A 22327-nucleotide genomic window follows, 5' to 3' on the forward strand; every position below is an offset into this window, starting at 1 on the left:
CGCCTGTTACGACGGGAAAGCGCGTGTCGTTGGGAGCATGACGGGCGTGACCCAGATGACCGCTCGCCGACTGTCGTTGTCGCCCCTGCTCAGCCGGATGCGTGACCGATCCTCCGGGCTGGCCGCCGGCCTCCTGGGTGGTGCGCTCGCGGCCGGGCTCGGGCTCGGTTCGTTCGCCGTGCTCGTGATGGTGCTGTGGATCAGCTCGCCGTATCCCGACAGCGGGCCGGACGGCGCGCTGCATGTCGCCGCCGCGCTGTGGCTGCTGGCCCATGGCGCGGAACTGGTACGCGTCGACACGCTGTCCGGGGTTCCGGCGCCGGTCGGCGTCACCCCGCTGCTGCTGCTCGCGTTGCCGGTGTGGCTGGTGCGGCGCGCCGCGCGGGACGCGGTGGGCGGGGGCGCCGGTGACGACGAGGGTGCGGTGCTCGTGAGTGCCCGTACGGCGTGGGCGGGTGTCGTGCTCGGCTACCTCGCCGTGGGGACGGGCGTCGCCTGCTACGCCGCCACCGGTGGCGCACTGCGGCCCTCGTGGGCGTGGACGGCGGTGTGCGTGCCGGCGGTCGCGGTGCTGGCCGCCGGGGTCGGGGTGTGGTCGGCCTACGACTGTCCCCGCGGGCCCGTCGACAGCGCGCTGCTGGTGCTGCCCCGCGGTGTGCGGCGGCTGCTGCTCGAGCCGGACGGGCGGGAGCGGCTCGGGGTCGCCGGGCGGGCGGCGGGGGCCGGGGCGGCGGTGCTCTTCGGGGGCGGGGCGGCGCTGTTGGCGGTGTCCTCGGTATGGCACCTGGGCGCGGCGCGTGAGGCGTTTCTCCAGCTGACGGAGGGCTGGTCGGGGCGGTTCGCGGTGCTGTTGCTGTGCGTGGCGCTGGTTCCGAACGCGGCGGTGTGGGGGGCGGCGTACGCCCTCGGGCCGGGGTACGTCCTCGGCGCCGGACATGTGGTGGCGCCGTTGTCCTCCGACCCGGCGCCCATGCTGCCGCCGTTCCCCCTGCTGGCGGCGGTGCCGGAGGCGGGGGGCGGGACGCCGTGGAACTGGGCGGTGGGGGTGGTGCCGGTGGTCGCCGGAGTGACGGTGGGGGTGTTCGTGGCTCGGGGGGCGGGGGCCGGGGGCGCCTGGTCGTGCGGGCGGACCGCGGGGGGTGTGGTGCTGGCGGGGGTGATGTGCGGGGTGCTGATGGGAGCGCTCGCGGGGTTGGCCGGTGGGCCGTTGGGGGTTTCCGCGTTGGCTCGGTTCGGGCCGGTGGGGTGGCAGGTGGGTGGTGCGGTGGTGTTGTGGACCGTGGGGGTGGGTGTGCCGGTGGCCTTGGTCGTGCGGGGGTGGCGACGCTGGGTGGCGGCGAGGGCGGGGAAGGGCGGTACTGCGGGTTCTGCTGCCGCCGGCTCGGTGGTGAGGGCCGAGCTGTATGACTTCTCGCCGGTGGAGCGCGGCGATGCGGTGGCGTATCGCGGTGCGGTGGCGCATGGCGACACCGCCGAGACTGGCGCGTCCGTGCAGGCCGTGCAGGCTGTGCCGCCCGTACCGGCGGTTGCGCCCGCGCCTGTCGAGCTGGTGGATCCCGTCGGTCGGTTGGACGCCATGGACCCGCGGGACCCCAGGGACTTCCGGGACCCCGTGCACCCCTGGGACCACATCGACCCACTGGACCTCAGGGATTCCAGGGGCCCCGTGGGTTACGTGGAGCCGGTGTGGCACGGGGATGTGGCTCGGGAGGCTCGGTGGGCGGCGTTGCGGGAGGCGGGGGAGGACGAGGGAGTGGACGGTTCGGAGGGGAGTGAGGGGGGTGGGGTGGGGCGGTGACCGTCCAGGGTTTCTCGCCCCCGCCGCCCCTTCCCGTCCCCGGGGGCTGCCGCCCCCGGACCCCCGCTTCGGCCCCGAAGAGCCTCGTCCTCAAGCGCCGGACGGGCTGAAAGCACGCCGGTCCGGGCCGAACGTCACGCGTTGGCGCCCAGGATGTTCTTCAGTTCCTTGGGGAGCAGGTCGTCGCAGGACTGTTTGGCCTCGTTGGTGAGGGCGTCGTTCGTGCAGGTGTAGTAGTCGCTGTAGACCAGCTGCGCGGTGAAGCTCGCGGCGACCAGGGCCAGGGCGAGGGACGCGGTGACCAGGCCGCTGACGGCGGCGGTCTTCTGGGGGCGGCCGGTGGGCTCCGGGGCCGGCGGGGCGTCGGGGTCGGGGGTGCGCGGCTTGGCGCGCAGGGCGCTGATTCCCCAGTTCAGGGCCAGCGCGCCGAGCAGCAGGGCCACGTACGGCCAGCCGAAGAGCGCGAAGAAGAAGGCCCACATCCCGCAGAGCAGGGCGTAGCGCGCGTGGCGCTGGGCGGGGTCGGTGGGGTCCCAGCGCTTGGCCGGGTCGGTGCCGGGGCCGCCGCCTTCGGGGGCGCCGCCGGGGCGCTCGCCGAAGCCACCGGGGGAGCGGCCGGGCTGCTGGTCGCTCCACTGGCCGCCCCACGGGGTGCGTCCGCCCTCGGGGGCGCCGCCCGCCGGGCGCCGGGGCTGCCAGGGGCGGTCCGGGGTGCCCTCGGGGGGCGGGGCGAAGGGGTTGTCGTCCTCGGGGGGCGGGTTGTCGCCCGAGTTGTCGCCCGAGGGGGCGTCGGGGGGAGAGGTTGGGCGCTCTCGCAGCAGCACGGCGCCGCGCTCCCCTCCCTGCCGTGACTGCGGGGGGAGCGTGAGGAGTCGCAGACTGCGGTCCGGCATCAAGTGGGCGTCTTCCCCTAGTGATCGGCTAGTGATCGGCTTTTGGCTGGTGATGAACGGTTTTGGGCTGGTACTGCCTAGCTGGGCCGTCACTTGCAGAACGCACCGCGTCGCCACCGCGTTCCCGAGCCCGCTCGCCCCAGACGCTACCTTCCGGCCACGCCCCCGTCCCGTGGGGGCCGTCCGGTGTGCCGGTATCGTTGCTGACGGTCGGCCGCTTCGTAGACTTCCCCGTATCCCGGGGCGCGAAGCATTCGTACGAATGTATAAACCGGCCGTGCAAACGCTTCCCCGAGAAAGGGCCCCCACCGTGGCCGCCAAGCCCGTGGCCAAGCGCCTCGTCGTGCTGGTCTCCGGATCCGGTACGAACCTCCAGGCTCTCCTCGACGCCATCGCGGCCACCGGCGTCGATGCCTACGGCGCCGAGATCGTCGCCGTCGGAGCCGACCGGGAGGGCGTCGAGGGGCTCGCCCGGGCCGAGCGCGCCGGGATTCCCACCTTCGTGCGCAAGGTCAAGGACTTCGGGAGCCGGGAGGAGTGGGACGCCGCGCTCGCCGAGGCGGTGGCCGCCCACGAGCCGGACCTCGTCGTCTCCGCCGGGTTCATGAAGATCGTGGGGAAGGAATTCCTGGCGCGGTTCGGGGGGCGGTTCGTCAACACGCACCCGGCCCTGCTGCCCAGCTTTCCCGGGGCCCACGGTGTGCGGGACGCGCTCGCGTACGGCGCCCGGGTCACCGGCTGCACCGTCCACTTCGTCGACGACGGCGTCGACACCGGACCGATCATCGCCCAGGGCGTGGTCGAGGTCCGGGACGAGGACGACGAGAGCGCTCTGCACGAGCGCATCAAGGAAGTCGAGCGAAGGCTGCTCGTCGAGGTCGTGGGGCGGCTCGCCCGCAACGGCTATCGCATTGAGGGACGAAAGGTAGTTATCCAGTGACCGCCGACAGCACTGTCACGGCAGAGAGCAGCAAGCGGGGCATCCGTCGCGCGCTCGTCAGCGTCTACGACAAGACCGGTCTGGAAGAGCTCGCGCGCGGGCTGCACGAGAGCGGCGTCGAGCTCGTCTCCACCGGTTCCACCGCCTCCCGTATCGCCGCCGCCGGCGTTCCCGTCACCAAGGTCGAGGAGCTCACCGGCTTCCCCGAGTGCCTGGACGGCCGGGTCAAGACCCTGCACCCCAAGGTGCACGCCGGCATCCTCGCCGACCTGCGACTCGACAGCCACCGGCAGCAGCTGGACGAGCTGGGCGTCGCGCCGTTCGACCTCGTCGTCGTGAACCTCTACCCCTTCCGGGAGACCGTCGCCTCGGGCGCCTCCGAGGACGAGTGCGTCGAGCAGATCGACATCGGCGGGCCGTCCATGGTGCGCGCCGCCGCGAAGAACCACCCGTCGGTGGCCGTGGTCACCAGCCCGGCGCGGTACGCCGACGTCCTCTCGGCCGTGCAGTCCGGCGGCTTCGACCTGGCCGCCCGCAAGCGGCTCGCCGCCGAGGCCTTCCAGCACACCGCCGCCTACGACGTGGCTGTGGCCTCCTGGTTCGCGTCCTCCTACGCGCCGGTGGACGAGTCGCGGTTCCCCGACTTCCTCGGCGCCACCTGGGAGCGCAAGAGCACCCTGCGCTACGGCGAGAACCCGCACCAGCCCGCCGCGCTCTACGTGGACGGCAGCGGTGGCGGTCTGGCCGAGGCCGAGCAGCTGCACGGCAAGGAGATGTCGTACAACAACTACACGGACACGGACGCCGCGCACCGTGCCGCGTACGACCACGCCGAGCCGGCCGTCGCGATCATCAAGCACGCCAACCCGTGCGGGATCGCCGTCGGCGCGGACGTCGCCGAGGCGCACCGCAAGGCGCACGCCTGCGACCCGCTGTCGGCCTTCGGTGGCGTCATCGCCGTCAACCGGCCGGTCAGCAAGGAGCTGGCGGAGCAGGTCGCCGAGATCTTCACCGAGGTCATCGTCGCGCCCGACTACGAGGAGGGGGCGCTCGAGGCCCTCACCAAGAAGAAGAACATCCGGGTGCTCAGGGCGCCGCAGGGCCCCGCGGGCGCCGTCGAGCTCAAGCCCGTCGGCGGCGGCGCGCTGCTCCAGGTCACGGACCGGCTCCAGGCCGACGGCGACGACCCGGCGAACTGGACCCTGGCGACCGGCGAGGCGCTCGGCGCGTCCGAGCTCGCCGACCTGGCGTTCGCCTGGCGGGCCTGCAGGGCCGTCAAGTCCAACGCCATCCTGCTCGCCAAGGACGGCGCCTCGGTCGGCGTCGGCATGGGGCAGGTCAACCGGGTCGACTCGGCGAAGCTGGCCGTCGAGCGGGCCGGTGAGGAGCGGGCGCGCGGCTCGTACGCCGCCTCCGACGCGTTCTTCCCCTTCCCCGACGGGCTGGAGGTCCTGGTCGAGGCGGGCGTCAAGGCCGTGGTGCAGCCCGGTGGTTCGGTCCGTGACGAGCTGGTCGTCGAGGCCGCCGAGAAGGCGGGCGTGACGATGTACTTCACGGGGACGCGTCACTTCTTCCACTGATCTTCCCCGATCGACGCGGCGGCCCCGGTCGCCTCTCCTGGAGCCAGGAGGGGGACCGGGGCCGCCGTGCGTTCATCCGCGGCGCAGCGCGTGCGTCAACGCGCGCGTCACGGCGTGTGTCAGTGCGTGCGGATCACGATCGAGCTGCACACCTTGTCGGCGAACGTCTGCTTCTTGGCGTCCCAGGCGGGCCACAGCCAGCCCAGGTAGCACGCCAGGCTGTCCAGGAAGTGGGCCAGGCGGCGGACGAACGCCATGCCGACACCGAGGGGCTGTCCGTCGATCTCCCGCACCAGGCGGATGCCCAGTGCCTTCTTGCCGACCGTCTGGCCGGTGCGGCCCTCCTGGATCAGCTGCCAGATCGCGAGGCCGAGCAGGGCGACGGCGCCGAGGGCCATCAGCGCCGGAGTGTCCTTGCCGATGATGACGAGGGCGTAGGGCACCGCGAACACCAGCATGTCGACCAGGGTGCCCAGGAACCGCTGGCCCCAGTTCGCGTACGGCGGCTGACCGCCGTAGCCGGGCTGCTGCGGGTAGCCGTAACCCTGCTGCGGATAACCCGGCTGCTGCGGGTATCCGGGCTGCTGGGGGTAGCCGGGCTGCTGCGGCTGGCCGTACCCCTGCGGGGGGACGCCCTGCGGCGCCTGCTGGCCGTAACCGGGCTGGCCCTGCTGGGGGTAGCCGTAACCGGGCTGCCCCTGCTGGGGGTTCTGCGGCTGACCGTAGGGGTCGTTGGGCGGGCCGAAGCTCATGGCGATTTTCCTCCGTTGCACAAGCGGGGACGACGCGGAGTGCGCGGAGGAACATCTTCAGATGAGCGGTTTGCCCCCCAACACCGACCGCATACTGCGGAGCCCCATCGTTCTTGGACAGGTGTGCTCCTGTCCAGCCGCATTCCGCAGGCTTTGTGCAAGTGCAACCTTCCCGATCATGGCCGAAACGGCACCGGGCGGACCCGTCGAGGGGGTGGCCGGAGCCGGGTTCGCCGGTGCCCGGGTTCATCCGGATTGGAACCGGGGGCCCGTCATCCGGGAGGATGGGTCCATGACCGCCCAGATTCTCGATGGCAAGGCCACCGCAGCCGCGATCAAGTCCGATCTGACCGCCCGGGTGGCGGCGCTGAGGGAGAAGGGCGTGACGCCCGGACTCGGCACGATCCTCGTCGGCACCGACCCCGGCAGCCAGAAGTACGTCGCCGGCAAGCACCGTGACTGCGCCGAGGTCGGCATCGCCTCCATCCAGCGCGAGCTGCCCGGCACGGCCACCCAGGAGGAGATCGAGGCGGTCGTCCGCGAACTGAACGACGACCCCGCCTGCACCGGCTACATCGTCCAGCTCCCGCTGCCCAAGGGCATCGACGAGAACCGGATCCTGGAACTCATGGACCCGGCCAAGGACGCCGACGGCCTGCACCCGATGAACCTCGGCCGGCTGGTCCTCAACGAGCCCGCCCCGCTGCCCTGCACCCCCAACGGCGTGCTCACGCTGCTGCGCCGGTACGGCGTCGAGATCAAGGGCGCCGAGGTCGTGGTCGTCGGCCGCGGTGTCACCATCGGCCGCTCGATGCCGCTGCTGCTGACGCGGCGCAGCGAGAACGCGACGGTGACCCAGTGCCACACCGGCACCCGGGACCTCTCGGCGCACCTGAAGCGGGCCGACATCATCGTCGCCGCGGCCGGTTCCGCGCACCTGATCCGGGCCGAGGACGTGAAGCCGGGCGCGGCCGTGCTGGACGTCGGCGTCTCCCGCAACGCGGAGGGGAAGATCGTGGGCGACGTCCACCCGGACGTCCGCGAGGTGGCCGGCTGGGTCTCCCCGAACCCCGGCGGCGTGGGCCCGATGACCCGTGCTCAGCTGCTGGTCAACGTGGTGGAGGCGGCGGAGCGCAGTGCCCACTGACGGAACCGCCGGCAAGGCCGGGAACATCGACGAGACCGACAGCGCCGACGTCACCGACGCCCACAGCACCGTCGGGATCGACAGCACCGCCGGCACCGACAGCGCCGACGTCACCGAGGGCATCGACGGCATCGAGGTGCGCGACCCGGTCAGCGCGCCCGACGCCGACGGGGTGCCGCGTCGCACCACCCGCCGCTTCCCGCTGTTCACCCGGGACACCGCGCGCCCCGAGGGCGGCGGCCGGGCCGCGCCCGGTGACGCGTTGGCCGCGCGGCAGTGGCCGATCATCGTCGTCCTGGGCATCGTCGCGCTCGGTCTGCTGGTGACCGCGCTCGACGTGTTCCGGATCGGCACGATCCTGATCGGCGTCGGGCTGCTGGTCGGCGCCGTGCTGCGCTGGCTGCTGCCCGGGGTCGGCATGCTCGCCGTGCGCTCCCGCTTCACCGACATCGTGACGTACACCGTGCTGGGCACCGCGATCGTCCTGCTGTCGCTGATGGCGCAGCCCGAACCGTGGCTCCAGATCCCCTTCCTGAAGGACACCCTGCACTTCACGGTCAGCAGCTGAGCCGACCGAGCTGAGCGAGGCCGAGCTGAGCGCAGCGCAACGCGTCGGCGGCCCGTCCCCATCCCCCGAGGAGGACGGGCCGCCGACGCGTTCCACGTTCCACCCTCCTGAACTGCCTGTTCAACAGTCGGCGGGGCGCTGTGGCACGGAGGTGACCGTTCCGCCACGGTGTGCGCGCCCCGCCACAGCCGCCCCCGCTCCGGGAACCGTCCGGCCGTCCCTTGTCGTCCCCTCAACGGATCGAAGGAAAGGTGGGCGGGATGGGCGCCTGGCAGCCGCTGCCGGACGGGCTGCCGTCGGAGGTACGGCACTTCGTGGAGCAGTTGCGGCAGCTCAAGGACGGTACGGGCCTCAGCCTGGCCTCGCTCGGCGCGCGCACCGCGTACAGCAAGTCCTCCTGGCAGCGCTATCTCAACGCCGTTCAGCCGCCGCCCCGGCAGGCCGTCGCCGCGCTGTGCCGGGTGGCGGGTCTGGCCGGCGCGGACGCCGAACGGCACGTCGTGCGCTGGGAGCTGGCCGTCGAGGTCTGGCCGCGGCCGGTGCCGGCGAACCCGGCCGAGGAGTACCGGGACGACCCGACGATCCCCTGGTGGGACCGGCTGGAGGAGCCCGCTCCGCAGGCCTCGCCCCGGCCCGCGGGACGCCTGCTGCTGTATGCGGCCCTGCTTCTGCTGGCCCTGCTGTGCACCGCCGTCGGGGGAGCGGTCGTCTTCGGCTGATGTGCGTTCGTCGCGCGGAGGTGCGCTCGTCGTGTCGATACGTTGACAGTTCGGGCATGTGTCCCGAATCGTCTCGTCATCGGGTCTAACGTGGCCAATGGGGGACTTGGCGGAGGGAGGGGGTTCGATGGCTCGCTGGAGGGCTCTGCCCGGTGAACTCGACCCGCAGGTGAGGGAGTTCGCCGAGCAGTTGCGGCGGGTCGTGGACCGCACGGGACTGAGTGTCGCGGTGGTGGCCGACCGTACGGGCTACAGCAAGACGTCCTGGGAGCGCTATCTCAACGGCCGGCTGCTCGCCCCGAAGGGCGCGATCGTCGCGCTGGCCGAGGTCACCGGCACGCCTCCCATCCATCTCACCACCATGTGGGAACTGGCCGAGCGGGCCTGGAGCCGCTCGGAGGCGCGGCACGACCGGACCATGGAGGCCGTCCGGATCTCCCAGGCGCGGGCCGCGCTGGGGGAGTTCGGGCCGGCGCCCGACGTGCGGGAGTTCGACGCGGGCCGGATGGCGTTGACCCCGGGCGTCGCGGGACCGGCGGGCGTGTCACCGACGATGCCGGTGTCGCCCGAGACGCGGGAGAAGCGCGGTTCCGCCTGGGGCCCGGGTGGTTCAGGCCCGCGGCGCACGACGCTGTTCCTCGCGGGGGTCGTGGGGGTGGTGACGATCGTCGTGGGCGCGTTCCTGCTGACCGACGGAGGGGGCCCGCAGCAGGCGGTGGGCACCACCGGGTCGCCGTCGCCCGCCTCGGCCGCGCCGAGCACCGCGCTGCCCTCCGGGGTGCTGTGCGCCGGCTCCGACTGCACGGGCCGGGACGCGGAGGAGATGGGGTGCAGCGGCGACCTCGTGACGACGGCGAAGATCGCGACGGTCGGGACGACCCTGGTCGAGGTCCGCTACAGCAGGACGTGCGGGGCGGCCTGGGGCCGGATCACCCGGGCCGCGCAGGGCGACGGGGTGCGGGTGACCGTGGGTCCGGTGCGGCAGACCGGCGCCGTCACGGTGGCCGGCGACACGATCGCGTACACCCCGATGGTGGCGGTGAAGAGCGCGGCGGACGCGACGGCGTGCGCGGTGCTGGCGTCGGGGCAGCAGGGGTGCACGCCCTGAGACGGCCCGACGCTGGGCCGAACGGGTGAGGTGAGCGGCGTCGGTGGAACCTGGCGCAAAAAAGTCGGAGCGGGCAGGAATACCGGCCTTCGCCCCGGGCACGCGAACCGTACCCCCACGGGAGTCCGGCGCGACCCGGTACCCCCTCCACGGCGGCCGCTCGGTTCCACCTCTCCCGGACCGGCGGCCGCCGCTTTCGTCCGGCCGGGGCCGCTCCTTCGGGACCGCCGGGGGCCACTCTGTGGGACGGGCCACACAACCCCGGACGCCCGGGATCCCGACGGCGCGATAGCCTGACCGCTGGTTGGATCTCTTGATACCGAGAGATCGATCATTTGTACGTCCCACCAGGGGCAGGGACGCCCCACCGACAGCTGTCATACGGAGAACGCCATGACCCGCACTCCCGTGAACGTCACCGTCACCGGCGCGGCCGGCCAGATCGGTTACGCCCTGCTCTTCCGCATCGCCTCCGGCCAGCTGCTCGGCGCGGACGTGCCGGTCAAGCTGCGCCTGCTGGAGATCACCCCCGCGCTGAAGGCCGCCGAGGGCACCGCCATGGAGCTCGACGACTGCGCGTTCCCGCTGCTCCAGGGCATCGACATCAGCGACGACCCGAACGTCGCCTTCGACGGCGCCAACGTCGCCCTCCTCGTCGGCGCCCGCCCGCGCACCAAGGGCATGGAGCGCGGTGACCTCCTCGAGGCCAACGGCGGCATCTTCAAGCCGCAGGGCAAGGCCATCAACGACCACGCCGCGGACGACATCAAGGTCCTGGTCGTCGGCAACCCGGCCAACACCAACGCCCTGATCGCCCAGGCCGCCGCCCCGGACGTACCGGCCGAGCGCTTCACCGCGATGACCCGCCTCGACCACAACCGCGCGCTGACCCAGCTCGCGAAGAAGACGGGCTCGACGGTCGCCGACATCAAGCGGCTGACCATCTGGGGCAACCACTCCGCGACCCAGTACCCGGACATCTTCCACGCCACGATCGCCGGCAAGAACGCCGCCGAGACCGTGAACGACGAGAAGTGGCTGGCCGAGGACTTCATCCCGACCGTCGCCAAGCGCGGCGCGGCCATCATCGAGGCGCGTGGCGCGTCCTCCGCCGCCTCCGCCGCCAACGCGGCCATCGACCACGTGTACACCTGGGTCAACGGCACGGCGGACGGTGACTGGGCCTCCATGGGCATCCCGTCGGACGGCTCCTACGGCGTCCCGGAGGGCCTCATCTCCTCCTTCCCGGTCACCACCAAGGACGGCTCGTACGAGATCGTCCAGGGCCTGGACATCAACGAGTTCTCCCGCGCCCGCATCGACGCGTCGGTGCAGGAGCTGGCGGAGGAGCGCGAGGCGGTCCGCGCCCTCGGCCTCATCTGAGCCCTGCCGGCCGGTCCCTGACCGCTGCCGACTGTTTCTGATCCCCGGGTGGCTTCGGCTGCCCGGGGATCAGTGCGTTCCGGGGCTCGTGACGAGTTCCGCCAGCTTCAGGTACGCCCGGGTGGTCGCCGGGCGCAGCCGGCCGAGGCCGTCGAAGCCGGAGTTGCGCAGCGCCGGGTCGAACGGGATGCGGACGACGCGTTCGGCGTCCACGCCCAGGCGTTGCGGGAAGTCGGCGGGCAGACGGCGGCTGGTGTTCCCCGGGCCGCCGACCACCACGACGACGTCCCTCAGCAGGACCCGAGACCGGTCCTCGGGCAGCCCGCGGAGCATGCGTCTCGTGTCGGCGAGGGAGGCGTCGGACGCGGTGCAACACAGGATCAGCTGGTCCGTCAGATCCAGGACCGCTTCGGCGGGTCGGCCCGAGCGCGACGGCAGGCAGTTGGTGAGCACGAACGCGTAGTAGGGATCGGCCAGGGTCAGCACCCGGGCGTACTCCTGCGCGTGTGCGGGATTGAGGTCGGCCCGGGCGCCGTACCCGGCGATCTCCAGACCGGAGTCCAGACGCGCGGTGAGGGCCCGGATCCCCGCGTACGGAGTGTCGGGCGGCAGCAGCGCGATGTCCCGCGTCGTGGCCGTCACCGGGCCCCTCGGATAGATGTCCAGGGCCCGTTCGGTGGGCGGTCCGTCGAGGGCGAGGACGGGCTCGCCGCGCACGGTGGCCAGCAGGGAGCCGAGAACCACCGTCGTGACGGTCCGCCCGGTGCCCGAGTGGGCGCCGAGCACGGTCAGCCGCCGGCCCTGCTCCAGCGGGACGCGCAGCCGCTCCAGCAGTGCCTCGCTGTCCCGGCGGGCGGTGCCGAAGCGGGGCAGCCGCAGCGGACTCACGGTCTCGGCCCGCACGGGCCCGGCGGGCGGCGGGCGCAGCGGCACCCGGGGGGCGAGGCGGATCGGCACCCGTGACGGCGAGGAGTCCCGCACCGCGCGCGCCAGGCTGATGTACCGGGCGAGGACGTCCGCGATCTCCCCCGCCGCCGGGCGCACGGCGGGGAGCGGGTCGAAGCAGCGCAGGACCAGCAGGCGCAGGCTCTCCCATCCGTCGCCCTGCCACAGGTGCATGCCGTCCGGCAGACCCGGGGTGTTCACCCCGACCCTGCTGCTGATCAGCTGGAGCAACTCGCCCAGCGAGCGCATGTTGTCCTTGACCGTGGGGGCCGAGCCGGTGCCCTCGTAGCGGCCGTCCACCACGCAGTCCGACAGGTTGCCGAGCACCACCGTGCGCCGCAGCACGAACACGCCGTCGGCGCTCAGGTCGGAGAGCACGAGCCCGTTGAGATGGCACACGCTCAGCGCGCTCGACAGATGCCAGCCGACGAGCAGTCCGGTCAGCAGGTCGAAGGGGGCGCTGCCGTCCTCGGCGGCCGCGGTCAGCAGTTCGGCTAGGCGGGGTGGCTGCTGTCGGAGGGAGCCCTCGTCGGCGATCGGGGCCATCGCCAGCCACGGCGGGCTGTCGTCGAGACCGGTGCCGAGCAGCTCGGGGGCGTACTGGCCGCCGAGCCGTTCGAGCACCCGGGCCTCCACCTCGATCAACCGCGCGTTGGCGGCGGGCAGATCGGGTCGCGGGGTACGCACCACGGCCCGTTCCCGGCTGCCGTTGGCCCGCTCGGTGACGCCCCAGTACGCCACCGTGCGGCGTCCGCGCCGCCGCCCGCGCAGCTCGTACGGACCGATGCGCCGGGGGTCGGACTCCGTGAGCTGTCCCCAGTCGTCGCTCAGGTCGGACGGCTGGGCGGGACGGGACGGTCCCGCCCCGCGGTCGCGCCGTACGGTCGACACCCCGAGCCGGGTCAGCAGCCGCCGCTCCACCGAGGTGAACGGCCGATGCGAGCCCGGGAGTTCGGCCGAGCCGTCCGGATGCGCCAGCCAGGCGGGGAAGTCCGGCGAGTTGCCCGCCAGTTGCTCGAGGCGCCGTCCGATGCTGCGGCTGGTGCCGAGGAGTTCGGCCTGCGGAACGGCGTCCAGCAGCACCGCCTTCGACTCCTCGGTGAAGTCGAAGACCAGGTGCTTGGCGGGCAGCGGACCGGGCACGGGGGCCGGCGCGGGCCGGACCAGCCCGCCCAGGAACACCTCCGCGAGGTGCGAGGTCGTCGCCGGCCACGGCACCGCCGACTGCACCAGACGCATCACCGGCACCGACAGCGGCGAGACCGCCGCCAGATGCGCGGCCAGCCGGTACGCCTCCGGGGTGGCCGCGTCCCGGAAGTGCTGGGCGCTCTGCAGGTCACGGGCGGCGGTCACGGCCGCGTGCCGGGTCGGCCGGGACAGCAACGGCAGCTCCACGGTGGTGCCGGGCGAGGCGAGCAGCCGCGCCCAGTCGCCGAGCGCCCGGGCCGAGGGCTCCAGGACCGGTACCGGTACGTCGGCGAAGCGGGCCAGTTCGGGCGGCAGCACCGGATCGGTGATCCGCCAGGACGTGTTGGCGCCGCCGATGCGCCGGGTCGTCGCCTGCCAGCGCTCGGCGTGGATGCCGGACGCCTCCCACATCTCCGGCGGCAGGGTGTGCAGCAGCGCCACCGGGCCGCGGGCCGCCCACGAGTGCAGCAGCGCGTACAGGGCCCCGTGCCGCCAGGCCCGGCCCATGCCGTCACTCACCACGAGCACCAGGGTGCGGCCCGTCGGGTCGTTGACGGTGGTCGTGGGCACGGGCGTGCTGTCCGGCTGGAAGGGGCGCACGTGCAGCCGGGGTTCGCCCGCGGAGCGGGTGTCCAGGCCGAGGACGCGGGTGGTGGCGAAGGCGCCCAGACGCTCCAGGAGGACGCGCAGCTCGGCGCCGAGCCGGTGCCACAGCAGCATCGACAGGCCGTCGTCGACGAGCAGGACGAGATGCAGCCAGCGTTCCTGTACCGGCCGCAGCACCACGTCCGGCAGCCGGGTCTCGGCGAGTTCCACGGCCGTGCGCTCCTCGTCGATCTCGCGCCGCCGACGGCTGGCCTGTCTGCGCCGCAACGGCCTGAGCGCACGGCCCAGTCCGAGTTCGTCGGTGAGCGCCTTGCCCTCCGGTACCCGCACCGGCATCGCCGACCGCGGCTCGGCCTGCCGGGCGGGCCGCAGTTCGGGCAGGGCGGGGGCCGGCGGACGGCGGGCCGACGCGTACAGGGAGGACGAGGTGAGGTCGGGCAGGTCCTCGCCCCGCGGTGGCGGCGCCGACCTCGGCGGCGTCTCGCCACCCGCCGGGGCGCTCGGCGGCGGGGGCGGCGGCTCCTCGGCCGGACGCAGCCCCCGGCTCAGCGGCGCGTCGGGGCCGGCCGGCAGCCGGCGGGCGAGCCAGAGCACGTCGAGGACCTGTTCCGCGTCCAGGTCGTGGCCGCAGGCCCGCAGGACCCGCAGCGCCTCGGCGAGCCCGCTGCCCCCGGACATCTCACATCGACCCGGTGAGCTGGTGCAGCACGGCGTCGAGCAGGCCCTCCGCGTCGAGGTCGACCCCGCCCGCGCGCAGGAAGACGGCGTTGAGTAGCTGGTCGGTGGCCAGCTCACCCGGCACGCGCCGCCGCAGGAACGCCTCCAGCAGGTCGTCGGCCGCCCGCAGCGCGTCCTGCCCGAGATGCGCGGCGACGATCCTGCGCAGCCGCTCCTCGTCGGGCACCGGCAGGTCCAGGCGGATGCAGCGGCGCAGGAAGGCGGGCGGGAAGTCGCGCTCGCCGTTGCTGGTGATGACGACGACAGGGAACTCGGCGCACTGGACGCGGCCCTGGTGCACCCGGACCGTGCCGCGGTGGTCGGCGGTCTGCACCTCGATGTCGGTGACGTCCTCGGGGAGGCGGGTCAGCTCGGGGATCTCGAAGACCCCCTCCTCGAAGACGGTGAGCAGATCGTTGGGCAGGTCGACGTCACCCTTGTCCATCTCGTCGATGAGCAGGGCGCGCGGCACCTGGGACGGCACCAGGGCGGTACCGAGCGGGCCGAGCCGGACGAACGTGCCGATGGACGGCTCGCGTTCGCCCCGGTCGCGACTGAGGGTGGTCTCGCGCAGCCGTCCGATCGCGTCGTACTGGTACAGCGCCTCCTTCACGGTGGAACGGCTGTTGATGGGCCAGCGCAGCAGCTCGCCCAGCCGCAGCTCGTGCGCGACGGCCCGGGCCAGGGAGGACTTGCCGGTGCCGGCCGGTCCGGTGACCAGCAGCGGGCGGCGCAGGTGCAGCGCGGCGTTGACGACGTCCGCGTGCTTCGGCTCGATGAGGTACGGCAGTTCCTGGCGCCCGGCCCCGGCGGGCCCGAAACGGCGCCACGGCGGGGCCGCGGGCAGGGCGACGGCACGGGGCACGCCGTCGCCGCGGAACAGGCGCCAGTCCGCTTCGGCGGCGGAAGTCATGTGCTCTCCTGGGGGTCGGTCAGGTGCAGCCGGGGCACGGTGCGGTCGGCGTCGGCCCAGGCCAGGACGGGCCGGCCGGGAAACTCCAGCGGGCGGGCCAGAGTGTTGGCGCGGTAGGAGCGCACCCCTTCGGGCAGCTCACGGGTGGCCACCTCCGCCAGGCGCTCCACCACATGGCCGTCGGCGTCCCGGTCGCGGTCCCACACGACGACCGGGACGCCCACCGCGAGGCAGATCTGCACGACGCGGTCCCGTAGGGCCGGGTCGGCGGCGACGGAGACACGGACCGTGTCGAGACGGCCCATCAGTTCGTAGTAGATCTTGTTCGGATCGAGCGTGGCGTCCGAGACGACCAGCGTCGTGCCGGAGTCGAGCCGGCTCCAGCGGCGCCGCCAGTCGGGGAGGAAACGCTCGTGCCGGCGCAGAAGTTCCGGACAGTGCACGACCAGCGGGAACTCGACGCCGAGGACGCCGGGCACGATCTGGTCCGGGGTGTGCCCCTCCCACTCGTCGATGGGCAGGTTGAGGCCGGTCCGGTCCACCAGCACCTCCACCAGGGGTCGTTGCCCGTCCACGGCTGACGGTCCCAGGGTCTCCAGGACCCGCAGCAGCTCGCGGGCCGCCCCGGACGCCGAGTACGACACGGACGTGTCCGTGGACACCTGGCGCGGACCCGCCCCCTCGTCGCACCAGATCCGCAGCCGGTGACGGCCCGGCTCGGCCCGGCCCACCTGAACCAGGACACGGGTGCGCAGGGAGCGGCCGCGCAGCACCCGGCCCCACTCCTGGGCGTCCGAGCGCCGCTCGCCCATCGCGGAGCGCGGGATGCCGAGCCGGGCGGCCACCCCGTCCGACCACAGGCGCACGCCCGCCCGCTGCGACCCGCAGAGCTCGCCGAAGTACTCCACCGCGCGCAGCAGCGCCGGGACCCGGGGTTCGCCGTCCTCGGCGCGGCCGTCGCCGGGCAGGGTCTCCAGGTGGTCGATCAACGCGTCCAGCGTCCCGCCGCCCGGGAACGCGGCCGCCAGGGGCAGCGCGGCCCGTACCGCTTCCGCGAACCGGCCCACCACCTCGTGGTCGAGGCGGCGCAGCAACTCGTGCAGCCCGTGCAGCTCCCGCGTGGAGAGCAGCCGCGGCACGCGTGAGAGCCGGCCCGCCGCCTGGATGCGGTCGACGGCCTCGGGGTCGCGGCGGTCGCGGCGCAGCAGCCCGATCAGGGCGGGCAGCGCCCGCGGCCGGGTCAGGAGGAAGGACACGAACTCCTCGACCGTGGGCGGGGTGACCTCGCTGCCGGGCGGGACACCGCACTCCCAGGCCAGTCGGCGGGCGATGCCGCCGCGCTCGCTCGCCGTGGGCAGGGCGCTGTCGATCTCCTGCATGAGCACCACGCACGCCGGATCGTCGAGGCCGACGGGCGCCGGCTCGGTGCTCTCCAGGGCTCCCACGGTACGCAGTTCGGCCTGGACGGTCTGCCAGGAGAAGCCCCAGCTGCGGCGGATCAGGTCCTGGGGGTTGAACGGGCGGGGCTGCCCGGTGGTGTCGACGGGCGGTACGAAGTAGTGGGCGACGAGCAGGCCGACGACGGCCTCGTCGTGCAGCGACCACAGCGGTCCGCCGCTGAAGCCGCGGCTGACCGCCATGCCGGTGGCCGCTCCGTCGAGGTAGGCGACGGGCCCACGGTCGGTCTTGACCTTCAGGTCGGCGAAGGTGTCCTCGCGGCCGCTGCAATGCCAGGCGCGCACCGCCTGCCCGGCCCGCAGCGCGGCCCGGCGGGGTGGCGCGGGGGCGCGGCCGGACGGGGCGTCGATCCGCAGTACGGCGAGGTCGCCGAACCACACGTCGGTGCTTTCGGACACCGGGCCGCCGTCCCGGTCACGCGGCGGAATCCAGTGCGCGACCCGGGCGGGGCAGTACTCGGCGGAGTCCCGTTCCCCCCGGAGGACCACACGCAGTGCCACGGGGCCGGGTGGCCGGGACTCCAGCAGGGACCTGCCGAGGGCGTCGTTCACGACATGGGCGCAGGTGAGCACCAGGTCGTCGCCGAGCAGGAGACCTGCCCCCGACCAGTCGCCGTCGTCCGCCCCGCCGACGGACACCGGGGCCGGTTCCGCACCGCCCCCGTGACCTGGTGTTCCCCCGAACCATCCCATGGCTCACTCCGCGCCGGGCGCCGGTTTCCAACTGGCGGTCACCGTCAGATGTGCCTGCCCGTTCCCGCCCACGATCCCGAGCTTCAGGTCCTGCCCGATCTGGACACCGAACGTGACGCTCAGCTCGGCGGGTGGGTCCGGCACGGCCGAGACGACGTCGTGCACCTCTTGCAGCAGCGGCCCGAGCGGCTTGAGCGCGGCCTTCAGCGCCCCCGCCGCGAAACTGGCGACGGCGGCGCCGCCGGTGGCCACGGGGACGGCCCGGCCCATGCCCTCGGGGAGGCCGTCACCGCCCGCCGGGACGGGGGCGGCCCTGGGCGTGAGGAGGAATCTGACGGGCGTCCCGTCGTCCAACTCTGCCTCTGCGCTTATCGGTTCGGCCACGCCGACATTGTGATCGACGAGACGAAAACGGACCAGACCGCCGCATCGAACAGGAGGGCGCCACGGTCGGGGGCTTTACTGTCCCGCACGGGGACGACAGCGGGGATGCCTTCGGCGACTTCGAGGCACTCACCACCGGTGGTGTTGCTGTAACTGGACTTGCGCCAGTTGGCGGTGCTCAGGAAGTCGTCGGAGACTTCGAGGCACTCGCCGGCGTCCGAGTTGCTGTAGCTGGACTTGCGCCAGGTCACGTTGCTCAGGTCGAGGGCTCGCACGGCAATTCCTCCAAGAGCTGCATGATGAACTTGCGTGACTCGGCGGGGGAAAGCGCCTGGTCACGCATCGCATCGTAACGCTGAAGGAGCAGCTCAACAGAGGAGGATTCCTGGATGAGTTGACCCCGGTGGGCGTTTTCCGCGTGGGCGACAGTGGTTCCGTCGGGCATCCGGAGGAACATCAGGCTGGTGCTGGCCAGTCCATGGAGACCGGCGGCGAACGGAAGCACCTGCACGGTGATGTTGGGGCGGTCGGCAGCTTCCAGCAGGCACTCCAACTGCTCCTGCCACGCCGTCGCGCAGCGCAACGGCGTCCGCAACACCGCCTCGGAGACGATGGTGCGAAACGGGGGCGCGTCGTTCCCCTCCAGCAGCCTTTGCCGTCCGAGCCGGGCATTCACATGCTGCGCGAGTTCCGAGTCCCTGGAGCCGTGCAGCGAGATGACCTCGCTCGCGTAGGCCGACGTCTGCAGCAGGCCGGGCAGCAAGCTGACGCTGAAGTGCCAGAGGGCGCGCGCCTCCGCCTCGCGGGCCATGTACTGCCGGTACCGCTCTTTGAACTGACTGTTGTCCCCCAGCGCCAGTTCCCACAGCGTCAGCAGCAACCCCGGCGTTCCGTAGTGCTGGTCCAGCGCCTCGACGATCTCGGGGCTGCCCAGCGACTCCCCGCTCTCCATCTTGCCGAACGTGGACGGGTCCCAGCCCAGCCGCTCGCCCACCTGACGCAGGCTCTCCCCGCGCGCGCCGCGCAGCAGCCGCAGTTCCTCGGCGAACCGGCGGCGCGGTTCCTGGCTCCGTCCGGTGACCACTCGTCGCGATGGCATCGCACGCTCCTCGGTGTAACCCCTGGAACACGCAGAGTAATTCAACGCCGTTCCGGGATCAGGCGGTTCGCCGGTACTGCCTCATCGGCGGCCGCCCCCCGGCCACGCAGGCCGGTCACGACCACGGCGGTCGCGGCCAGGACGATCACGGCGACCGTGCGCAGGGCCGGGCCCATGCCGCCCGTGAAGTCGGTGTGGCCGGCCAGGACGGTGCCGGTGACCGCGACGCCCAGGGCCGCGCCGATCTCCCGGGCCGAGGTGCCGAGGCCGGAGCCGAGGCCCGCCTGGTGGTGGGGGAGGGAGGCGACGACCCCCAGGGTGAGGGCGGGCATCGACAGGCCCGTGCCCGCCGAGATGACCAGCAGCCAGCAGGCGTACAGCGCGTAGGGCGTGCCGGCGTCCGCGGTGGACGCGCCGAGCAGGCCCAGGCCGATCAGGGCGAGCCCGGTGCCGATCACCGGGCGCGGGTGCGCCGACCAGCGGGCGGCCAGCTTCGGGACGAGGGCCATACCGGTGATCAGGGGGACGATCGCGACCCCGGTGACGGCGGGCCCGTAGCCCTTCACGTCCTGCAGGTACTGGGAGTTGACGAAGAACAGCGCGAACAGGCCGAAGAAGCCCGTCGCCAGGCCGAGGCTGGTTGCCCGCAGGCCGGGGGAGCGGAACACGCGGGGGTCGAAGAGGGGTGTACGGGAGCGCAGGGCCTGGAGCGTGAAGGCGGCGACGAGGAGCGCTCCGGCGCCGAAGGAGCCCAGGATGCGCGGTGAGGTCCAGCCGTGGTCCGGTCCCTCGATGATGCCGAAGAGGACGGCGACCAGCCCGGCGGTGAGCAGCAGGGTGCCCAGCGGGTCGAGGTTGCTGTGCGGGGAGCGGTCGGTGCGTGGGGTGGTCAGTGCCACGGCGAGCGCCAGCAGCGCCGCCAGCGGGACCATCGCGCCGAACAGGGCCCGCCAGGTCAGGAACTGGCCGACCAGGCCGCCGCCCAGGTTGCCCGCCAGGCCGCCGAGGCCGAGGGCGAGGGTCCAGGACGCCATCGCCTGGGCCCTGCGCCGCGGGCCGGCGAGGTGGACGAGGATCGACATCGTCGCCGGGGTGATGAGGGCCGCGCCCGCTCCCGAGATGCCCCGGCCCGCGATCAGTACCGCAGGGTGGGGCGCGAAAGCGCTGGTGGCGGCGCCCGCGGCGAACAGGCCGAGCCCGGCGAGCAGGGCGCCCTTGCGGCCGTAACGGTCGCCGAGTGCGCCGGCCGGGATGAGCAGACCGGCGAACGCGATGACGTAGGCGTCGACGGTCCACAGGATCTCGGTGTGCGACGGGTGCAGGGACGACGAACCCAGTTGCGGGATGAGGAGGTTGATCGCGGCGACCATGCTCTGCGCGACCAGCACGCAGGCGCACAGCGCGAGGAGGGTGGACCGTTTCAGGGCGTGCGAGGGCACGGCTCCTCCCGGGAGCTCGTCGGAGTGGGATGCCCTTTCAGGCCCTGTCACCGTAGGCTCGCGCCAGACCTGCTTTCCAGTGCAACCTTTGCAAGGGATAAATGCGTATGACGCAATCCGCGATCGGGCCGGCGGACGGATCCGCGGGCGGCCCCCTGGGCATCGACCTGAATCTGCTGGTCGCGCTGGATGTGCTGCTGGAGGAGCAGAGCGTGCAGGGCGCGGCCCGGCGCCTGCACCTGTCGGAACCGGCCATGAGCCGCACCCTCGGCAGGATCCGCAAGGCGCTCGGCGATCCGGTCCTGGTGCGGGCCGGGCGGCGGATGGTGCCGACGCCCCGAGCCATCGCCGCACGGGCCGAGGTGAGCGCGGTCGTGGAACGGGCGCGGGCGCTGTTCGCGCCGGTCGAGGGCACCGACCTGAGGACGGTGGTCCGCTCCTTCACGATCCTCGGCCACGACGCCATCGCGGCCGCCCACGGCCCGGCCCTCTACGCCCGCATCGCCGCCGAGGCGCCCGGTATCCGGCTCCGCTTCCTGAGCGAGAGCCACATCGACGCGCCGTTCCTGCGCGAGGGCACCGCCGATCTGGAGGTGGGCGTCCTCGACACGGCCGCCCCCGAGGTGCACCGCGAACAGCTCCACGAGGACCGCATGATGGGTGTCGCCCGGGCCGGACACCCTTTGCTGGAGGGCGAGTTGACGCCCGAGCGGTACGCGCGGGAGGCCGACCACATCCTGGTGTCCCGGCGCGGCAAGCTGCACGGGCCCGTCGATGCCGCGCTCGCCGAACTCGGCCTGGAGCGGCGGGTGGTGGGAACCGTCGGTTCCCTGCCCTCCTCCCTGTTCGTCATCCGCGACACCGATCTGGTGGGCCTCAACACCGCCTGGGGGCTGCCGCTGGCGGAGAGCCTCGGTCTGGTCTCCTTCGAGGTGCCGCTGCCTCTGCCCCCGCTCCGGCTGGGCATGGCCTGGCACCCGCGCCACGACGCCGACCCGGCCCACGCCTGGCTGCGCGGTGCGGTGCGGGACCTGGTCGCCGAGTAGTCAGCGCAGCGGCGCCGACGGCGTGAGCCGCTTCTCGAACCAGTGGTCGGCGTAGACGTGGTCGACGTACGCCGGGATCTCACGGTACCCGCACGCCCGGTACATCGCCTGTGCCTCGGTGAGCGACGCGTTCGTGTCCAGGCGCAGCACGTTGAGGCCGCGCTCGGCCGCCGCTTCCTCCAGCTGTTCGAGGAGCCGCCGGGCCAGGCCGAGGCGGCGGGCGTCCGGGTGCACCCAGACGTGCTTGAGCTCGCCGACGCCGGGTTCCAGCGTGCGCAGCCCTCCGCAGCCCACCGCCCGTCCCTCCTCGTGCGCTACGAAGAAGGCGCCGGTCGCGCCGGAGACCTCCTCCGGGCCGACCAGGTCGGACGCCGTGAAGCTGCCGAAGCGGGCGGTGAGGTCGGCGGCGTAGGCCTCCAGACAGGCGCGGGCGTCCGGCGCGGCGCCGTCGACCCGCTCGACGGTGATGGCCGCCAGGCGCAGCAGGCGGCGCGCGGTGGCCATCGCCTCGGTCAGTTCCGCGCGCTGTCGCGCGTCGAGTCCGGTCAGCAGGTCGGTCGTGCGCACGTCGGCGCGGCGGTTCTGCTCCTTGAGCTCGACGTGTCCCGCCGGGGTCAGTTCGACCATCCGCAGCCGGTTGTCGTCGGGGTGCACGCTGATCCGGACCATGCCCTGCGCCTCCAGGGCCTTGGCCATCCGGCTCAGATACCCGGCGTCGAGGCCCAGCCGGGCGCGCAGCGTGCGCAGGGACACGCCGGTCTCGGCGTCGGCGACCTCGAAGAGCAGCCGGGCCTCGCCCAGTGGGCGGCCCTGGCCGAGGTAGTGGTCGTCCAGGGCGCCGATCCGGCGCGTGAAGTAGCGGTTGAAGCGGCGGAAGGCCGCCACCTGCTCGGCCGCCATCTGCTCGGACTGCACCTGCTCAGCCGGCATCGGCTCCGTCTGCACTGGCTCC

At 73.2% G+C, this 22327-nt stretch carries 19 protein-coding genes; 9 read left to right on the plus strand and 10 right to left on the minus strand.

Going from position 1 to position 22327, the window contains the following annotated elements; all coding sequences use genetic code 11:
• Positions 1-37: 37 nt before the first annotated feature.
• Positions 38-1798, plus strand: a complete 1761-nt coding sequence (locus OG736_RS26920; protein WP_327184687.1) for a cell division protein PerM — start codon at positions 38-40, stop codon at positions 1796-1798.
• Between the two features lie 134 nt (positions 1799-1932).
• On the opposite strand, the gene OG736_RS26925 is transcribed toward OG736_RS26920, so the two are convergent.
• Positions 1933-2691 (minus strand): hypothetical protein, encoded by a 759-nt coding sequence (locus OG736_RS26925; protein ID WP_327184688.1) that lies wholly within the window; start codon positions 2689-2691, stop codon positions 1933-1935.
• A 310-nt stretch (positions 2692-3001) separates the two neighbouring features.
• Here OG736_RS26925 and purN point away from each other — a divergent pair, with 310 nt between their 5' ends.
• Both purN and purH read left to right on the plus strand, forming a co-directional pair.
• On the plus strand, positions 3002-3631 hold the full coding sequence (gene purN / locus OG736_RS26930; protein ID WP_327184689.1) for a phosphoribosylglycinamide formyltransferase: 630 nt from the start codon (positions 3002-3004) through the stop codon (positions 3629-3631).
• Entirely contained in the window at positions 3628-5211 is a 1584-nt protein-coding gene (gene purH / locus OG736_RS26935) for a bifunctional phosphoribosylaminoimidazolecarboxamide formyltransferase/IMP cyclohydrolase (RefSeq protein WP_327184690.1), read from the plus strand. Before purN ends, purH begins: the two co-directional genes overlap by 4 nt.
• Before the next feature lie 119 nt (positions 5212-5330).
• Here purH and OG736_RS26940 read toward each other — a convergent pair whose 3' ends face one another.
• A complete protein-coding gene (locus OG736_RS26940) occupies positions 5331-5963 on the minus strand; it encodes an RDD family protein (RefSeq protein WP_267018784.1) in 633 nt (210 codons plus the stop codon).
• Positions 5964-6255: 292 nt separating this feature from the next.
• Between OG736_RS26940 and OG736_RS26945 the strand changes: the two genes are divergently transcribed.
• The 5 genes from OG736_RS26945 to OG736_RS26965 all read left to right on the plus strand — a co-directional run bounded on the left by OG736_RS26945 (position 6256) and on the right by OG736_RS26965 (position 10888).
• Positions 6256-7110 (plus strand): bifunctional methylenetetrahydrofolate dehydrogenase/methenyltetrahydrofolate cyclohydrolase, encoded by an 855-nt coding sequence (locus tag OG736_RS26945; RefSeq protein WP_327184691.1) that lies wholly within the window; start codon positions 6256-6258, stop codon positions 7108-7110.
• A gap of 76 nt (positions 7111-7186) precedes the next feature.
• Positions 7187-7678 carry a DUF3017 domain-containing protein gene (locus tag OG736_RS26950; protein WP_442817192.1) on the plus strand — a complete coding sequence of 164 codons (492 nt, stop codon included), beginning with the start codon at positions 7187-7189 and terminating at the stop codon, positions 7676-7678.
• A 260-nt stretch (positions 7679-7938) separates the two neighbouring features.
• Positions 7939-8397 (plus strand): helix-turn-helix domain-containing protein, encoded by a 459-nt coding sequence (locus OG736_RS26955; RefSeq protein ID WP_267018781.1) that lies wholly within the window; start codon positions 7939-7941, stop codon positions 8395-8397.
• Positions 8398-8524: 127 nt separating this feature from the next.
• The gene (locus OG736_RS26960) at positions 8525-9505 is read left to right on the plus strand and encodes a helix-turn-helix domain-containing protein (protein ID WP_442817080.1); all 981 of its coding nucleotides are present in this window, start codon (positions 8525-8527) and stop codon (positions 9503-9505) included.
• Between the two features lie 393 nt (positions 9506-9898).
• Complete coding sequence (locus OG736_RS26965) at positions 9899-10888, plus strand: malate dehydrogenase (RefSeq protein WP_020131101.1); 990 nt, start codon at positions 9899-9901, stop codon at positions 10886-10888.
• A 69-nt stretch (positions 10889-10957) separates the two neighbouring features.
• On the opposite strand, the gene OG736_RS26970 is transcribed toward OG736_RS26965, so the two are convergent.
• Genes OG736_RS26970 through OG736_RS27000 form a run of 7 tightly spaced genes read right to left on the minus strand, consistent with a single transcriptional unit; the run spans position 10958 to position 20329 of the window.
• Positions 10958-14305, minus strand: a complete 3348-nt coding sequence (locus OG736_RS26970; protein WP_327184693.1) for an SAV_2336 N-terminal domain-related protein — start codon at positions 14303-14305, stop codon at positions 10958-10960.
• Between the two features lies 1 nt (position 14306).
• Positions 14307-15257: an AAA family ATPase gene (locus tag OG736_RS26975; RefSeq protein ID WP_327184694.1), complete on the minus strand. Its 951-nt coding sequence runs from the start codon at positions 15255-15257 to the stop codon at positions 14307-14309.
• Entirely contained in the window at positions 15254-17353 is a 2100-nt protein-coding gene (locus OG736_RS26980) for a VMAP-C domain-containing protein (protein WP_327184695.1), read from the minus strand. Before OG736_RS26980 ends, OG736_RS26975 begins: the two co-directional genes overlap by 4 nt.
• A 57-nt stretch (positions 17354-17410) precedes the next feature.
• On the minus strand, positions 17411-17791 hold the full coding sequence (locus OG736_RS26985; RefSeq protein WP_230194855.1) for a CU044_2847 family protein: 381 nt from the start codon (positions 17789-17791) through the stop codon (positions 17411-17413).
• Positions 17776-18066, minus strand: a complete 291-nt coding sequence (locus OG736_RS26990; protein ID WP_327184697.1) for a DUF397 domain-containing protein — start codon at positions 18064-18066, stop codon at positions 17776-17778. The genes OG736_RS26985 and OG736_RS26990 overlap by 16 nt, the downstream gene beginning before the upstream one ends.
• Positions 18048-18890: a helix-turn-helix domain-containing protein gene (locus OG736_RS26995; protein ID WP_327184698.1), complete on the minus strand. Its 843-nt coding sequence runs from the start codon at positions 18888-18890 to the stop codon at positions 18048-18050. Before OG736_RS26995 ends, OG736_RS26990 begins: the two co-directional genes overlap by 19 nt.
• A 41-nt stretch (positions 18891-18931) precedes the next feature.
• The gene (locus OG736_RS27000; RefSeq protein ID WP_327184699.1) at positions 18932-20329 is read right to left on the minus strand and encodes an MFS transporter; all 1398 of its coding nucleotides are present in this window, start codon (positions 20327-20329) and stop codon (positions 18932-18934) included.
• A gap of 101 nt (positions 20330-20430) precedes the next feature.
• Here OG736_RS27000 and OG736_RS27005 point away from each other — a divergent pair, with 101 nt between their 5' ends.
• On the plus strand, positions 20431-21375 hold the full coding sequence (locus OG736_RS27005; protein WP_442817081.1) for a LysR family transcriptional regulator: 945 nt from the start codon (positions 20431-20433) through the stop codon (positions 21373-21375).
• Here OG736_RS27005 and OG736_RS27010 read toward each other — a convergent pair whose 3' ends face one another.
• Positions 21376-22305, minus strand: a complete 930-nt coding sequence (locus OG736_RS27010; protein WP_327184701.1) for a GNAT family N-acetyltransferase — start codon at positions 22303-22305, stop codon at positions 21376-21378.
• Positions 22306-22327 lie beyond the last annotated feature (22 nt).

The organism is Streptomyces sp. NBC_01334 (assembly GCF_035983595.1).
Taxonomy (GTDB): Bacteria; Actinomycetota; Actinomycetes; order Streptomycetales; family Streptomycetaceae; genus Streptomyces; species Streptomyces coriariae.

What these genes read in the sequence shown, in the direction of transcription:
- OG736_RS27010 (WP_327184701.1), bottom strand. Translation starts at nt 22,305, where the DNA reads ATGCCGGCTGAGCAGGTGCAGTCCGAGCAGATGGCGGCCGAGCAGGTG.
- OG736_RS26975 (WP_327184694.1), bottom strand. Translation starts at nt 15,257, where the DNA reads ATGACTTCCGCCGCCGAAGCGGACTGGCGCCTGTTCCGCGGCGACGGC.
- OG736_RS26960 (WP_442817080.1), top strand. Translation starts at nt 8,525, where the DNA reads ATGGCTCGCTGGAGGGCTCTGCCCGGTGAACTCGACCCGCAGGTGAGG.
- OG736_RS26955 (WP_267018781.1), top strand. Translation starts at nt 7,939, where the DNA reads ATGGGCGCCTGGCAGCCGCTGCCGGACGGGCTGCCGTCGGAGGTACGG.
- OG736_RS26925 (WP_327184688.1), bottom strand. Translation starts at nt 2,691, where the DNA reads ATGCCGGACCGCAGTCTGCGACTCCTCACGCTCCCCCCGCAGTCACGG.
- OG736_RS26970 (WP_327184693.1), bottom strand. Translation starts at nt 14,305, where the DNA reads ATGTCCGGGGGCAGCGGGCTCGCCGAGGCGCTGCGGGTCCTGCGGGCC.
- OG736_RS26940 (WP_267018784.1), bottom strand. Translation starts at nt 5,963, where the DNA reads ATGAGCTTCGGCCCGCCCAACGACCCCTACGGTCAGCCGCAGAACCCC.
- OG736_RS26965 (WP_020131101.1), top strand. Translation starts at nt 9,899, where the DNA reads ATGACCCGCACTCCCGTGAACGTCACCGTCACCGGCGCGGCCGGCCAG.
- OG736_RS26920 (WP_327184687.1), top strand. Translation starts at nt 38, where the DNA reads ATGACGGGCGTGACCCAGATGACCGCTCGCCGACTGTCGTTGTCGCCC.
- OG736_RS26995 (WP_327184698.1), bottom strand. Translation starts at nt 18,890, where the DNA reads ATGCCATCGCGACGAGTGGTCACCGGACGGAGCCAGGAACCGCGCCGC.
- OG736_RS27005 (WP_442817081.1), top strand. Translation starts at nt 20,431, where the DNA reads ATGCGTATGACGCAATCCGCGATCGGGCCGGCGGACGGATCCGCGGGC.
- OG736_RS26945 (WP_327184691.1), top strand. Translation starts at nt 6,256, where the DNA reads ATGACCGCCCAGATTCTCGATGGCAAGGCCACCGCAGCCGCGATCAAG.